15 protein-coding genes are annotated in these 15,522 nt (G+C 40.5%); 14 read left to right on the forward strand and 1 reads right to left on the reverse strand.

Annotated features, from left to right (window positions below):
• Window positions 1–7 precede the first annotated feature (7 nt).
• The 9 genes from NI389_RS14410 to NI389_RS14450 all read left to right on the forward strand — a co-directional run bounded on the left by NI389_RS14410 (window position 8) and on the right by NI389_RS14450 (window position 8,698).
• Window positions 8–997 (forward strand): hypothetical protein, encoded by a 990-nt coding sequence (locus NI389_RS14410; RefSeq protein WP_308360545.1) that lies wholly within the window; start codon window positions 8–10, stop codon window positions 995–997.
• Window positions 998–1,002: 5 nt separating this feature from the next.
• On the forward strand, window positions 1,003–1,662 hold the full coding sequence (locus NI389_RS14415; RefSeq protein WP_308360546.1) for a class I SAM-dependent methyltransferase: 660 nt from the start codon (window positions 1,003–1,005) through the stop codon (window positions 1,660–1,662).
• A gap of 11 nt (window positions 1,663–1,673) precedes the next feature.
• A complete protein-coding gene (locus NI389_RS14420; RefSeq protein WP_308360547.1) occupies window positions 1,674–2,717 on the forward strand; it encodes a nucleotidyltransferase family protein in 1,044 nt (347 codons plus the stop codon).
• Window positions 2,718–2,725: 8 nt separating this feature from the next.
• Complete coding sequence (locus tag NI389_RS14425; protein ID WP_308360548.1) at window positions 2,726–3,703, forward strand: Gfo/Idh/MocA family protein; 978 nt, start codon at window positions 2,726–2,728, stop codon at window positions 3,701–3,703.
• Entirely contained in the window at window positions 3,690–4,418 is a 729-nt protein-coding gene (locus NI389_RS14430) for an acylneuraminate cytidylyltransferase family protein (protein ID WP_308360549.1), read from the forward strand. The genes NI389_RS14425 and NI389_RS14430 overlap by 14 nt, the downstream gene beginning before the upstream one ends.
• Entirely contained in the window at window positions 4,405–5,217 is an 813-nt protein-coding gene (locus tag NI389_RS14435) for an SDR family oxidoreductase (protein WP_308360550.1), read from the forward strand. The genes NI389_RS14430 and NI389_RS14435 overlap by 14 nt, the downstream gene beginning before the upstream one ends.
• Before the next feature lie 119 nt (window positions 5,218–5,336).
• Window positions 5,337–6,113: a flagellin N-terminal helical domain-containing protein gene (locus NI389_RS14440; protein ID WP_308360551.1), complete on the forward strand. Its 777-nt coding sequence runs from the start codon at window positions 5,337–5,339 to the stop codon at window positions 6,111–6,113.
• Between the two features lie 91 nt (window positions 6,114–6,204).
• Complete coding sequence (locus tag NI389_RS14445) at window positions 6,205–7,095, forward strand: sulfotransferase family 2 domain-containing protein (RefSeq protein WP_308360552.1); 891 nt, start codon at window positions 6,205–6,207, stop codon at window positions 7,093–7,095.
• Between the two features lie 148 nt (window positions 7,096–7,243).
• Window positions 7,244–8,698, forward strand: a complete 1,455-nt coding sequence (locus NI389_RS14450; RefSeq protein WP_308360553.1) for a sigma-54 dependent transcriptional regulator — start codon at window positions 7,244–7,246, stop codon at window positions 8,696–8,698.
• Window positions 8,699–8,902: 204 nt separating this feature from the next.
• Here the strand turns inward: NI389_RS14450 and NI389_RS14455 are convergent, their stop codons facing one another.
• Entirely contained in the window at window positions 8,903–9,514 is a 612-nt protein-coding gene (locus NI389_RS14455) for a DNA-3-methyladenine glycosylase I (protein WP_308360554.1), read from the reverse strand.
• Between the two features lie 178 nt (window positions 9,515–9,692).
• Here NI389_RS14455 and NI389_RS14460 point away from each other — a divergent pair, with 178 nt between their 5' ends.
• From NI389_RS14460 to fliG, 5 genes are all read left to right on the forward strand, one after another.
• Complete coding sequence (locus NI389_RS14460) at window positions 9,693–10,850, forward strand: sensor histidine kinase (protein ID WP_308360555.1); 1,158 nt, start codon at window positions 9,693–9,695, stop codon at window positions 10,848–10,850.
• Complete coding sequence (locus NI389_RS14465) at window positions 10,847–12,274, forward strand: sigma-54-dependent transcriptional regulator (protein WP_308360556.1); 1,428 nt, start codon at window positions 10,847–10,849, stop codon at window positions 12,272–12,274. Before NI389_RS14460 ends, NI389_RS14465 begins: the two co-directional genes overlap by 4 nt.
• 150 nt (window positions 12,275–12,424) lie before the next feature.
• Window positions 12,425–12,757 carry a flagellar hook-basal body complex protein FliE gene (gene fliE, locus NI389_RS14470; protein ID WP_308360557.1) on the forward strand — a complete coding sequence of 111 codons (333 nt, stop codon included), beginning with the start codon at window positions 12,425–12,427 and terminating at the stop codon, window positions 12,755–12,757.
• Window positions 12,758–12,821: 64 nt separating this feature from the next.
• Window positions 12,822–14,489 carry a flagellar basal-body MS-ring/collar protein FliF gene (gene fliF / locus NI389_RS14475; RefSeq protein WP_308362568.1) on the forward strand — a complete coding sequence of 556 codons (1,668 nt, stop codon included), beginning with the start codon at window positions 12,822–12,824 and terminating at the stop codon, window positions 14,487–14,489.
• Entirely contained in the window at window positions 14,482–15,519 is a 1,038-nt protein-coding gene (gene fliG, locus NI389_RS14480; RefSeq protein WP_308360558.1) for a flagellar motor switch protein FliG, read from the forward strand. Before fliF ends, fliG begins: the two co-directional genes overlap by 8 nt.
• Window positions 15,520–15,522: the final 3 nt, after the last annotated feature.

Here is a 15,522-nt window from a genome sequence, read left to right on the forward strand (position 1 = left end):
AAGAGCCATGTTTATTGATTTAGTCAGCGCAAAAAATTGGTTTGATCGTTTGCCCGCTAGGTATAGATATCCAACTTTAGACCCAGAATATATTTATATTGAGTCAAAACAAAGAAAGCTAAGGCAATCAGTGTTTTACCTGAAAGAGCATGCGGGCCAATTCTATTATCTTAGTGGATATCTTACTAAATCAAAAGAAGGTTTTATCGATTTTGAAACACCTAGAGGGTATGGTGGATTATTGTCCAATATATCAAATTTAGAATTGCTTAAAAACTATCAAAGTGAATGTGAACATGCTTTTTTAAGTAAGGGGGTGTTGTGTGGGTTCATTCGCAACACGCCGTTACTAAACAATTATAATGCTTTGTTAGTCGAGAGCTGGTTTGATCGCTATACAGTTTCAATCGATTTAAACATACCAGATTTATTACCTTCATATAAAACCAGAGCTCGTACCGCTATTCGAAAAGCATTGAAAAGTGGGGTATTAGTAAAGCGAGCTGAGAGTGATGAACAGTGGCAATCATTTGCACTACTCTATAGTCAGCGTATGAAGGAACTGGGCGCAACTGATGAATATTTGTATGATAATTCTTATTTTCACGACATATCTAAACTAATTGGCTCTAAGCTTTACCTCGCTTATCTGCATGACGAACTGGTAAGTGGTTGTATTATTTTGGAATCGGGAAGTTACGCGGAATATCATCTTTCAGCTTCAACTAAGATAGGCATGGTATATGCAAGTACTCAGGCATGTATTCATATTGCGGCTACCGAAAGTCAAAAAAATGGAGTTCAGTTTATGCATCTAGGAGGTGGCCTTAGCAATAGTGATGAAGATGCTTTGATGTTTTTCAAGAGCGGCTTTTCGGATCGGAAGCATGATTTTGTTATCACAGGGTGGATATTCGATACTTCAAAATATGCAGATTTGAAAAGAAAATATGTACAACAGGGTAAAGCGGTTAATCGAATTATTTTCTACAGGTGAAAACTATGGCATGGGATAGTACATGGGAAGATGTTTTTACATCGCAAGAATGGGGAAAGTATCCAGGCGAAGACGTGATACGATTTATTGCAAGGAATTTCTACCACGTTGCAGAGCGTAAAGATATAAAGATATTGGAGGTCGGTAGTGGGACTGGAGCTAACCTTTGGTTTATAGCAAGAGAAGGGTTCAGCGTGTTCGCAATCGAAGGTTCACCGACCGCAGTCAATAAAGCAATTCAGCGTCTAGATCTTGAGGTACCTGAGTGGGTCGGAGAAATTCGATGCGGTGATTTCACGAAATTACCTTATAGCGATTGTTCTTTTGATGCAGTAATAGATGTAGAGGCTATAACGCATAATCCTTTTGACGACGCTGTTAATATATATTCGGAAATTCATCGAGTTCTGAAACCTAGAGGAAAACTATATTCGCGTACATTTGCTAAAGGAACGCTCGGAGATGAAACTGGTAAAGTGCTCAGCCACAATTGCTACTTGCCAGAAGTCGGTCCTATTGCAGGTAAGGGGTTAACACGTTTTACTGATGAGAGTGAGATCCCTGCATTGTTAAAACTGTTCTCGAAAATTGATTTTGGTGATATTAGCAGGACGGAAAATAAGCAGCTAATTACCAAAGAATGGTGTATTACAGCGACGAAATAAAGGGGTGTCTCATGAAAGCAGCTTGGCAAAATTCAATATTATCTGTACCCGCAACTATGCAGGAAGCAATTGATGCATTGAACAATTCAAGTTATAAATTAGTTTGTTTAGTTGACTTTCAAGGAATTCTCAAAGGGGTTATTACAGACGGTGATATTCGAAGAGCGATAGTCGCTGGTAAGACAATTAATACCCCAGTCGATGACTTTATGTGCAGTACACCGATTACATTTACTGTAAAGACAACTGCATATCAAAAGAGACGACTGTTTAATCAACATAAACTGCTCTATATTCCTGTTATTAATGAAACTGGTCAAGTCGTCGATATTGAAATTTCAACTTCAGGCGGTATTCAAGAAAAGACAAATACAGTATTCTTGATGGCTGGAGGATTTGGAACTCGTCTACGTCCATTAACTGAACAATGCCCCAAACCTCTTTTGAAAGTTGGCACCAAGCCGATTTTAGAAACTATTATCGAAAGTTTTTCAAATTCAGGTTTCCAAAACTTTACCATTTCGGTTCACTATCTGGCTGACCAAATTAAGACCCATTTTAAAGATGGTCAAGATTTTGGCGTTAATTTAAATTACATTGAAGAGTCAAGCCCCTTAGGTACGGGGGGCGCTTTGAGTCTATTACCTAAGCAGAATGAAGCAGTAATATTAATGAATGGTGACTTGCTAACTAAAGTCGATTTTAGAGAATTGTTGAGCTATCACGAGTCAGAAAACGCTAAAATTACTATGTGTGTTAGAGAGTATGAATTTCAAGTGCCGTATGGTGTGATCAATTCTGTAGAAAATAAAGTCACCTCTATCGTAGAGAAACCAATTGAAAAATATTTTGTAAACGCAGGTATTTACGTTATATCGCCAGATGTCATTAATCGACTAATACAAGGGCAACCTATAGATATGCCAGACCTAATAAATAATTGTTTGAAAAAAGATGAAAAGGTGACACTTTTTCCAATACATGAATATTGGCTTGATATAGGAAGAATGGCAGATTTCGAACGCGCTCAACTCGACTTCATTCAAAATTTCTAGGACTGTTAGTGAATATTTTAGTCTTTGGATATGGCAATATAGCAATTCGACATATCAGAAATTTACTTGAACTGACACAAGTCAAGCATATCGATATTGTAAGAGCAACTTTAGCCCCGATTTTAGAAGATTTTAAAGTAACGACTTCAGTTTTTAGTGATGTTCATAGTGTAATAGATTCTAAAAAATTTCATCTTGCATTGATTTGTTCTCCAACTACTTTTCATTTTGAACATTTAGAAATGTGTTTTAAACGAAATATCCCATGTTTAGTTGAAAAACCTATTTCGCTAACAGAAAAACAGAGTTGTAAACTATTAAAGTTACATAGAGAAAACCCAGTACCTGTGCTTCTTGGATATGATATTCGATTTACAAAGGGCTATGCCAAAATTTCATCAATTCTTCGAGAACAGCAAGTAGGTGAAATTTGGAAGCTTATGGTCCAAGTCGGACAGTATTTACCTAGCTGGAGAACTGGAAAGGATTATCGTAAATCTGTCTCTGCGCAAAAAAGTCTTGGTGGTGGAGTTTTACGTGAATTAAGTCACGAAATTGATTATTTAATCGGTTTGTTTGAAATTCAACCCGAACAGATGTTCAGTATATTGATCAATAATAATTTATTGGATATGGACTGTGAAAATTATGCACAGATTATTGGAAATGCGAAAATTGCAGGCCAAAATTCAACCTGCGGATTTTATATATCTCTTGATATGCTTTCTTATATTCCAAAACGTAAGCTGTTAATTCAAAGTGATAAATTGGATATTGAATGGGATTTACTTGCGCAGTCTATCCTAGTAAGTGATGGTCGATTGCAGTCAACGATTTCAGTTGAAGAAAGTACAAATCAGCCTTATGTGAATATGATGCAGCTTTTTCTATCTAAAATCGAAAAAAGTGATCTCTCAAATCATGCCTTGGAACAAGGAAATGCGGTGATGCAATTCATTGAGGAAATTGAACGTGGTCATATGTAAAAATAAAAAGATCTTTGCACTTGTTTTTGCTAGAGGTGGTTCTAAAGGATTGCCCGGAAAAAATATTAAAGAACTTAATGGAAAGCCCTTACTTGCGTATAGCATAGAACTTGCGAAAAAAATTCCGAATGTATGTCATGTGTTTGTTTCGACAGATGATGAAAAAATAGCAAAAGTTGCACTTCAATATGGCGCATGTGTAATAGACAGACCTGCCGAATTAGCTAGTGACACAGCCAGTGAATGGGATGCATGGCAACACGCAGTTCAATATTTGAAAAAACATTATGATATGCATGATAATGATGAATTCTTGAGTTTGCCATGCACTTCTCCGCTGAGAGAATTTCAAGATATTATCGAATTAATTAGGGTTTTTGAAAATCAAAAGCCCGATTTGGCATTGTGTATCACCGATGCGAATCGAAGCCCTTATTTTAATATGGTGAAGCTAAATCAAGCGCATTGTTTGGAGCTTGTTTGTGATGCTGGTTCATTTGTACGTAGGCAAGATGTACCAAAAACATATGATGTAACGACTGTTGGCTATATAACCACTGCAAAATTCATTGAATGTGGTACGGGGGTGTTATCTGGTAACACCACAGGAGCAATCGTTCCGCGTGAAAATGCTGTTGATATTGACACCGAATTTGACTTCAATTTTGCAAATTTCCTAATTAGTCAGCGTAAGGTAAACAATGAAAACTTTTAGAGAATTACAAGACCTAACCGGAACTTGGGCTGTCATTACAGGCGGTGCTGGGTATGTAGGAAAAGCTGCAGCAGAAACCATCATAGAATTGGGTGGTAATGTAATATTGTTAGATAATGACATGGAAAAATTGAAAGTTGCGCAAACGGAAATTGTATCTGCAAAATCAAGTAATACTTTTTTGGTTTGTTGTGATTTGTCAAAAGACAAGCAAATTGAAATGGCGATTTCAGAAATTGCAATGATTACTGAAGGAAAAGTCAATATTCTAATTAACAATGCGGCTTTTGTAGGGACAAGTGACCTTGAAGGCTGGTGTGTCCCGTTTCAAGAACAATCTATATCCACATTCCGCGCATGTCTAGATGTAAACTTGACTGCTCCGTTTGTTATCAGTCAAAAAGTTTGTGCTTTGATGGATAACTTCCAACACCCTTTAAAATCGATTATCAATATTTCTTCGATTTATGGAGTAGTGGGACCGCAAATGGATTTATACGCAGGCACTAATATGGGGAACCCTGCAGCCTATGCAGCTAGCAAAGCTGGTTTGATGCAAATGACAAGATGGATGGCCGCCGTGGTCAGTCCTAAAATTAGAGTGAACAGTATCGTTTTAGGTGGTATAGAAAGAGGTCAACCAACAGAATTCCAACAAAGGTACAACAGTAAAGTACCACTTCAAAGAATGGCAACGGAAGAGGATTTGAAAGGGGCTATAGGTTATTTATCAAGCCAGCTATCAAACTACATGACCGGTCAAACTTTGAGTGTCGACGGAGGGTGGACTATAGTTTAGCTTATCTTAAGATTTCTTACTTGGGCTGATTAGCAATAAATAATTAGAACTGGTTTCTCTTAACCAGTCTGGAAATTTTTTGCATTAGGTGGGTAGGATTTTTGATTGAGAGGTAAGTGATGAAAATTCAAAATAGTAACCCGGTATTTGATACCTCGTTGACGAACAAATTAGATAAACAGATCAGTTCAGGAAAAAGAGTCAATTCTGCAGCTGATGATAACTCAGCATTGCAAATCATAAACCGTATGAATTCGAAGCAGGAAGGCTACAACCAAGCAGTGAGAAATGCCTATGATGGTATTTCGTTAACTCAAACGGCTGATTCCGCGTTGCAAGGCGTTGGTGATGCGGTTGAGAGAATTAGAGAGTTGTCAATTCAAGCTGGGAATGGTGTATTGACTGATAGTGATAGGTTAGCGCTTCAAGATGAGGTAGCTCAGTTGCAATCTCAAATATCAGAAACATTTGAAAATACTACTTTCGGTGGTACTAAATTATTTTCAGGTCAAACTTCAAGTTTCCAAATTGGTGCGGAAGCAGGGAGTTCTAAGTCAGCAGTTTTTACTAATGGAAGCTTCGCTAATGGTATTATGAATGTTGATATTTCAACACAAACTGGAGCCCAAGCTGCAATAGACTCAGTTGATGATATAAAAGATAGTATAAGTAATGAACGAGCAAAATTTGGTGCTTTTGAAAATACTCTAAGCTCAACAATTAGAGCATTAGGTACTCAAGCTGAGAACGTGGAAGCGAGTAAAAGTCGTATATCAGATACGGATTATGCCAGAGTAATTTCTGATAGAGTATCAAATGATATTTTGCAAAAAGCTAAGGTGGCTATTAACGCCCAAGCAAGCAAGGCATCTACAAACGTTTTAAATTTGTTGTAGAAGCGTCCCTGAGTTTTCGTAAGTTGATAGAATTTCTCAGGAAGAATCTGACTTGGTGTTAGTCAAAATTTGAATTGAAATGGGAGTACCTATGTTCCAATCGCTTGTATCTGAAAATAGCGATGGTTTGAAAATCTATTTAAATCATTTAAATGCAAAAAAAGACTCTACACCGGTATTTTTTTATCACGTAGAAAAATCAGGTGGAATTACTTTTTCGAATACACTAGGTTTCTCTCTGCAAAGCAAGAATATGCATGCATATAGAATTGACATTGATGAGGAGTTGGAAAGGCTTAAAATTCATGCGCCTAAGTTATCCCTTATTTCGACCCATAGTAAATTCGGTGTTCATTCAGAGTTAAACCTAACCAAATTGAGACTCGTTACTTTTTTACGAGAACCGTTTGCTAGAGTACTTTCAGATTATACTTATACTTGTATGCGAGCATCAGAAAAGCCATCTTTAGAAGGTTTTGGCAAGCATTTCAGACAGCCTCGTTTACATAATTTGATGACTAAACAGTTATGTCCTTTAGAATACTTCGAGGGAGCTTCAACTCAGGCTTTTGAAAACTTAAAAGCGAATTTTTTTGCATTCGGTACGTCAGCACATATCGATGCAATGTTGGATTTACTAATCACTCAGTTCGATTTACCTAATGTACTAACAGCAAGACTAAATACGACTACGCCTAAATATAAATTGGTAGCTGACGAATTCAAAGAGGAAGTTTTAGAGTTAAACTCTGATGACGCTAAACTATTTGAATTAGTTACAAAACAACCACGTATTCCAACTCTCGAATTACCTAATGAGTTTGTAGTTGATGAAAGCACGATTCTTCTTCACGAGTTTGAAAAGGAAACCAAATCATTAACATCGGCAAAAATGTATCCGACTAGTGCTGTGTATGAAGCTTTCAGTAGAGCGAAAGCATCAGGTGTAAAATTGAGTATAGAGATGTTGATGGGAAAATAAACTTCAAAGAATTGATCTAAAACGTTGTAAGTGGCATTTTTTTGGCGATTATGTCAAAAACTTGCCACTTAGGCCTTGCATCCCCGCTGAAGTCCCTTACAATCGTATTTAATAAAAAGTTACAAATATCATTTGTGGTTTGTTAAAGATGATTTTGATAATAGATAATAATAACAATCGAGCTTCCGGTCTGTGTGCTTCCCTTACCTTTGTTGGGGAAAAAGTGCAGTTGGTTGAAGAAAATGCATCTTTGCCACACGTGAAAGATGATCAGGATGGCACCATCGTCATTCTTGGTGCGCTTAATCGTGTCGATCATGAACAGTTAATCAAATCGAATCCTGCGGTTCCGTTTTTACTGATTGGTGAAACGCTGCGACCTCTTCTAAGCTTACCCAACGTTATTGGTTTAATGGCTGAGCCATTTAGCCATGAAGTTACCAACCAACTTTTGCATGATTGCCAGCAGTACGTTCGTCTAATGCCTGGCAAAGCAGATAAAAGTAACGCTAAAGCATTTGATGGATTAGTGGGTGAAACGCCAGCCGTGCAGAATGTACGTTTCTTGATTGAACAGGTCTCTAAGACTGATGCAAACGTACTTATTCTAGGTGAATCAGGAACAGGTAAAGAAGTGGTTGCCCGTAACGTACATTTATTGTCACGTCGTCGAGAAGGACCATTTGTTCCAGTAAACTGTGGTGCTATTCCTGGTGAGCTTTTAGAAAGTGAATTATTCGGTCATGAGAAAGGAGCCTTCACAGGGGCAATTTCGGCTCGAAAAGGGCGGTTTGAATTGGCCCAAGGTGGTACGTTATTTCTAGATGAAATTGGTGATATGCCGTTGCAAATGCAAGTTAAGTTATTACGCGTATTGCAAGAGCGAAGCTACGAGCGAGTTGGCGGTACAAAATCAATTCAGGCCGATGTTCGTGTTATTGCAGCGACACATCGTAATCTGGAAGACATGATTGAAAGCGGAAAATTCCGTGAAGACTTGTATTATCGACTCAATGTTTTTCCTATTGAAAATCCATCCTTATCTGAACGTGCAGACGACATTCCATTACTTTTGAAAGAGTTGATAAGACGCGTTAGCGAAATGAGTGGTACAAGCGTCAAGTTTACTGAGCGCGCCGTCGAGAGTTTAAAAATCCACACCTGGCCTGGCAACATTCGCGAATTGTCGAACTTAGTTGAACGTATGGTGATTATGTTCCCTGATAAAGTGGTTGATGTATCTGACTTACCTCGGAAATATCAGCATATTGAAGTGGAAGCATTTGAGCCGGAATATCCTGAAGAATTGCTTGAGCGAAATGCCTTCATCGATCTATTCAGTGATGGGTTTAGTGATTATGATGTAGATTCAGTGGATGTGGATGAAGTTGAAGCATCCTCTGCAATCGGCGGTTACCCTGCAGATATGCTACCTGATGAAGGGATTGATCTTAAAGAGTATTTAGCCGATTTAGAAATTAGTCTTATCACGCAAGCGCTTGAGAGATACGACTATGTTGTAGCGAGAGCCGCTGAAATTCTAGGGGTTCGCAGAACAACCCTCGTTGAAAAAATGAAAAAATATAACTTGGGAAGAGATTAACACTTTCGGCTATGGCCCAATGTTTGAGTGCAGTTTGATAGCTGTACTCAAACACCCGAGAATATTAAATTCATGAGATTTTACTTTACGCCAATGTAATTTGAGCTCCTTTTTCCTATTAGACACGTCTCTCTCAAACTTTCCGTCCAGTGTTAAACACCGAGCAAAGTGAACTACGTCTAATGATGAAGAGAACGCTCTAAGCTACGACTTGTTTTCTAATTTTTGAAATGCGGCTTCATCATACCCAGCGATAACCTCATTCTTCTTAAAGCAGTCATCATGGTGGTCATTTATCATGCCACATGCTTGCATATGGGCATACACCGTTGTCGAACCCAGAAACTTGAATCCACGCTTCTTTAGGTCTTTTGCGAAAGCATCACTCTCGTCGCTCGTCGCTTGATAATCCGCTTTAGATTTTACGGTGCGAACGAGGGGCCTAAATTTGACAAATTGCCATTGATAGCGAGCAAAACTTCCGAACTCTTCCTGAACACGTTTGAATGCTTTTGCGTTATTAATAGTTGCGGCAATTTTGGCTTTATTACGCACAATACCCTCAAACGTAAGCAAACGTTCCACATCTGCATCGGTCATTTTGGCCACTCGGTCTACATCAAATTGGCAAAATGCAGTGCGATATCCTGAACGCTTTTTCAATATAGTGTACCAACTAAGCCCTGCTTGGGCTGATTCAAGGGTAATGAATTCGAAGAGTTTATTATCTTCTAAAACCGGCATTCCCCATTCGTCGTCATGATAGGCTACATAATCTACTTTGGTTTCGTCTACCCAGCCACAGCGTGTACACATGGTTTTTCCTTACGTGTTTAATTATGAAAATTGAGTGTAGCATTTGCTGTATAAAAATACAGTGTCATTTTTGTGGCGCAAAAAATAACGACTTAACATCATGAAAATTAATAGAAATAAATTTGGCACGCTCTGTGCTTTATACCTGTTAAGTTCAATTTTATTGAAGAGCAACATCATGGCACTAGCGCAAGTAATGCAATCACAACTGGCTCACCTTGCAAACTACAATCCATGTTTATTGCAGGAGGCATACGTGGGAGAGCTGAGCGATCTTAGACAGCAAGCAAGCTGGCTCAGTCATTTGGTGGATACAATGCCCGCAGGCGTTGTTGTACTTGACGGCAGAGGTATGATTGCCAAAGCCAATCAAATCGCCATGGACATGTTAGGTGAACCACTAGAAGGCGAGAGATGGTTTTCAGTAATTCAGCGTTCATTCCGTCCTCAGCAAGACGATGGACACGAAGTGTCGTTAAAAGATGGTCGCTTAATTAAATTGGATATCACGGCATTAGCACCAGAGCCAGGTCAGTTGATTCTTATGACTGACTTGACTGAAACTCGTCGTTTGCAAGCAAGAATGGCTCATATGCAACGACTAAGCGCACTTGGAAAGATGGTCGCATCACTTGCACATCAGGTTCGTACACCACTGTCTGCTGCAATGTTGTATGCAGCGAATCTTGGTTCAAATAATCTCGTAGAAGGTGCACGTAGCCGTTTCCAAGAAAAGCTGATGTCGCGCTTAAAAGATTTAGAATCACAAGTAAATGACATGCTTTTGTTTGCAAAAAGTGGTGAGCAAAACGTCGTTGAACCCGTATCTATGCAACAATTGCTTAGCGAGGTAAAGGCGGGCTCAGATGCGATGGTCACAATGAACGACAGTGAACTTGAGGTTGATTTACCTGACCCAGATATCGAAATTATGGGTAACAAGACGGCGTTAGCAAGCGCGATTGGTAATCTGATCCACAATAGCATTCAGATTATTGGGCGCGAGGCAAAAGTCGTGTTAAAAGCGGCATTTGATACCGAAAGTCAAAATTTTGTCAGGATTTCAGTAACCGACAATGGACCTGGTGTTGATTTGGCTATCGCAGACAAATTGTTTGAACCGTTTTTTACTACGAAGAGCCAAGGTACCGGTCTAGGGCTTGCGGTGGTAAGCAGCGTTGCGAATGCGCATCAAGGCAAAGTTCAAGTTCGCAATACGGACGCTGGTGGCGCATGTTTTAGCATCGTCTTACCTATCCTCAATTCGGATTCTGCAGAAATAAATTCCGTTTCCGCGGAATCTGCACCACATGAAACGCTTAGGGAGGTTGTATGAACAACATGGTACTAGTCGTTGAAGACGATGCGGGATTGCGCGAAGCGCTGATTGATACATTGATGATTTCAGGTATTGAATGCGTAGAAGCGAACAGCGCCGAGTCCGCAATGTTATTACTAAAGCAGCATAAATTTTCTTTAGTGGTGAGTGATGTGCAAATGGGGGCAATGAGTGGGCTCGATTTACTTCGCAGTATAAAACTCAATTACCCTGAGCTACCTGTTTTGATGATGACCGCGTATGCGACGATTGACGATGCGGTAGAAGCGATGCGTTTAGGGGCGATTGATTACATGGCTAAACCATTTGCACCGGAAGTGCTTTTGAACATGGTAAGTCGTTACCTACCTGAAAAGGAAAAAGAAACAGATGGGCCAGTTGTTGCAGATCCTAGTTCTTTGCAGTTGCTTGAGTTAGCCGCAAAAGTTGCTCGTTCAGATGCGAGTGTAATGGTCTTAGGCCCTAGTGGCTCAGGTAAAGAAGTACTCGCACGTTATATTCATGACAAGTCGCCTCGCAGTGGGGAAGCATTTGTCGCCATTAACTGTGCTGCGATTCCTGAAAACATGCTTGAAGCTACGTTGTTTGGCTATGAAAAAGGGGCATTTACGGGGGCAATCCAAGCCTGTCCAGGTAAATTTGAACAAGCGCAAAAAGGGACTATTTTGCTTGATGAAATTACCGAGATGGACCTCGCGCTGCAAGCGAAACTACTACGTGTACTGCAAGAGCGCGAGGTAGAGCGTCTTGGTGGTCGCAAGACAATAGAATTAGACGTGCGCGTATTAGCAACCAGTAACCGCGATTTAAAAGAAGCTGTTGCAGAAGGTAAATTCAGAGAAGACTTGTACTATCGACTTAATGTATTTCCACTCACGTGGAAACCGCTAAGTCAAAGACCTCTGGATATTGTTGTTTTGGCTGAACATCTAGTGGCGCGTCATTGTACTAAAGCAGGCCAAGTGATTCCAACGATGAGCGAAGCCGCAAAATATCGATTAATGCAACATTCTTGGCCCGGTAACGTCCGTGAATTGGATAACGTGGTGCAACGTGCATTGATATTGCATTCTCAAGGTCAAATTGAAGTCGGTGATATCTTCATTGAGAACTTTGAACCGAGTGAGGCTTTTGCTCAGTCTGATTCCAAAATGAATACCACCACAGTAAATGAGACGATTGTGGAGTCTACTCAACGTATCGAACCTGTCTGGCAGTTGAATGTTGCGGACGATGAAAGTGATGAAGGCTTTAGTTATAAGGCGGAGTTGCAAGACACTGAGCATAAAATCATTCTCGATACGTTGACGCGTTTTCAAGGTAAACGAAAAGAAGTTGCTGATGCACTAGGTATCAGTCCGCGAACTCTCCGTTACAAACTGGCTAAAATGCGCGATCTCGGTTTGCCAGTCCCTGCATAATTTAAACAAAAAGCGAGCAAACGCTCGCTTTTTTGATCCCGTCAACGAATTGGCATACAATATTATCAAGTAACTTATTGAAAATTAGTTACTTATTTTGGTATGAAAAATGCATTTACCCTATTAAGTAAATGTATCGAGGATACCAAAATGAATATTAACGCGACTTCGTTATTCCAAGAAATGCAGTCGATGGCGACGGAAGCTTCCAGAAACCGTGTAGAGTCGACTACAATTAAAACGGCTGCTCCTTCGTCAACAAATCAATTTGGTGATTTATTGGCAGATGCGATTAATACTGTTAATGGATTGCAAAAAGAGGCAAAATCCAAAGTAACAGCAATGGAAATGGGTGATCGCAGTGTATCATTAGCGGAAGTAATGATTGCGTCCCAAAAAGCATCTGTTGCGTTTGAAGCGACTGTCCAAGTGCGCAACAAACTAGTAGAGTCGTATAAAGAAATCATGAGCATGCCAGTTTAATTGGTAGTGGAGCAACATCGTGGCTACGAAGCAATCAACTGACCTAACGCTGACTGACGATTCTATGGAATCGGGCGCGGAAGGGGCAGAACAACAAGAGCAGAAGTCTGGCTATTTTGGTGCCTTAAGTGGCGTTGATATGCTGCGTCAAGTTACGTTGGTCATCGCGTTGGCGATTTGTTTGGCTATTGCAATTTTTATCATTATTTGGGCACGCCAACCGGACATGCGTCCACTAGGTAAATACCCGACTGAAGAACTTATTCAAACGCTTGATTTCCTTGACGCCCAAAAAATAGAATATCAGCTTGAAGGCAACACCATTATGGTGCCGGAAACGGAATACCAGAGTATCAAGCTACAAATGTCGCGTGAAGGTCTGACTCAAGAGCCGAGTAATGGTACGGATATCTTAATGCAAGATATGGGCTTTGGGGTAAGTCAGCGTCTAGAGCGTGAGCGTCTAAAACATTCAAGAGAGCAACAACTCGCTCGCACGATTGAAGAATTACAAGATATATCTCGTGCGAAAGTGTTGTTGGCCATTCCAAAAGAAAATGTTTTTGCGCGCATTGAGAAAAAACCATCAGCAACCGTCGTGGTGACACTGCGCCGTGGCAAAACATTAAATAGCGAAGAAGTTGATTCCATAGTCGACATTATTGCTTCGGCGGTACATGGACTTGAACCGTCTAAAGTAACCGTAACGGATCAAAATGGTAGACTGTTAAATTCAGGGTCTCAAGATTCGCTGTCGGCACGCTCACGTAAAGAATTTGAAATAGAACGAAAACGAGAACAAGAGTACCTTGAAAAAATTGATGGTATTCTGATTCCAGTGGTTGGACTTGGCAATTACACCGCGCAAGTTGACTTAACGATGGATTTTAGCGCAGTCGAAGAAACACAAAAACGTTACAACCCAGACCTTCCTGCTGTACGTAGCGAAACAACGTTTGAAGAAAATAACGTAGGTGGCCTTGCCGCTGGCATTCCAGGGGCTTTGACAAATCAACCTCCGGTCAATTCGAATATTCCAGAAGTGGCTAACGGTAGTAACGGTTCTAGCAGTGCGTCAAGTCGCTCACAAAAAGAAGCAACTCGTAACTATGAACTTGATACGACTATTTCTCATAAGCGCCAGCAAACCGGTGTTATCCGTCGAGTAAGTGTTTCTGTTGCGGTAGATTATATTCCGACACCGGGAGCGGATGGTAAAGCGACCTTAGCGCCACGTTCACAAGAAGAAATAACGAACATCCGCCGCCTATTACAAGGTGGTATAGGGTTTGACTTACAACGTGGCGATGCGCTTGAAGTCGTTACTGTCCCGTTTGTTCGTGAAGATTTAACTGAAGCTGCAGAGTTACCACTTTGGGAGCAAGAATGGTTCATCAAGCTCGCCCGTTTAGGTGCTGGTGCGTTAGTCATTATTGTACTCATCCTTGCGGTTGTCAGACCTATGTTGAAACGCCTCATTTACCCAGATGATACATTGGAAGCGTATGATGAAGATGCACTTACTGCTGGTGTAGACATTGGTGATAGTACTCTTGATTTGCTCAATACGGAATTTGACGCATCTGCAGTTGGTTTCAATTCGGATGGTACATTGCAGCTGCCCGATTTACATGGTGATGAAGATTTATTGAAAGCGGTTCGTGCGCTGGTTGCAAATGAACCTGAACTCTCGTCTCAAGTAGTAAAAGCATGGTTGACTGAAGATGACTGATGAAGAAAAAAAATTGCCCGCAGGTTATGATGTCAATAAACTCGACGGGGTTGATAAAGCGGCCATTCTGCTACTGAGTTTATCCGAAGAAGATGCAGCACAAATTTTAAAACACTTAGAACCAAAGCAAGTGCAGAAAGTGGGTATGGCAATGGCGTCGCTTGATGATTTGTCACAAGCTAAAATTGCGGCCGTTCATAACTTATTTATCGAACAGATCCAAAGCTTTAGTACGATTGGTTTCCAATCGGAAGAGTTTATTCGTAAAGCACTTACCGCAGCACTTGGTGAAGATAAGGCTGCAAGTCTTATCGATCAAATTGTCATGGGTTCAGGTGCAAAAGGCCTAGATTCATTAAAGTGGATGGATTCTAAGCAAGTAGCAAACATTATTCGCAATGAACACCCGCAGATCCAAACCATAGTTTTATCTTATTTAGAACCAGAACAATCGGCAGAGATTTTATCTCAATTTCCTGAAAAGGTTCGCTTAGACTTGATGATGCGTATCGCGAACTTAGAAGAGGTTCAACCTGCAGCACTTCAAGAACTTAATGAAATCATGGAGAAGCAGTTCGCAGGTCAAGCCGGTGCTCAAGCGGCGAAAATGGGTGGCTTGAAAGCCGCTGCAGACATCATGAACTATTTGGATACCAACGTAGAAGGCCAGCTTATGGATTCAATCCGTGAGCACGACGAAGAAATGTCGCAACAGATTCAAGATCTTATGTTTGTATTTGAGAACTTGTTGGATGTTGAAGACAGAGGTATTCAAGCGATCCTTCGTGAAGTTCAGCAAGATGTACTGATGAAAGCAATGAAAGGTGCTGACGATTCACTTAAAGAGAAAATTCTTAAGAATATGTCAAAGCGTGCGGCTGAGATGTTGGCAGATGACCTTGAAGCAATGCCGCCAGTTCGGATCAGTGAAGTGGAAGCTGCGCAGAAAGAAATCCTTTCAACAGCGCGTCGTTTGGCCGACTCGGGTGAGATCATGCTTGGCGGCGGCGGCGGTGAGGAGTTCCTATAAGCC

The sequence above is a fragment of the Pseudoalteromonas xiamenensis genome (assembly GCF_030994125.1).
Lineage (GTDB): Bacteria > Pseudomonadota > Gammaproteobacteria > Enterobacterales > Alteromonadaceae > Pseudoalteromonas > Pseudoalteromonas xiamenensis_B.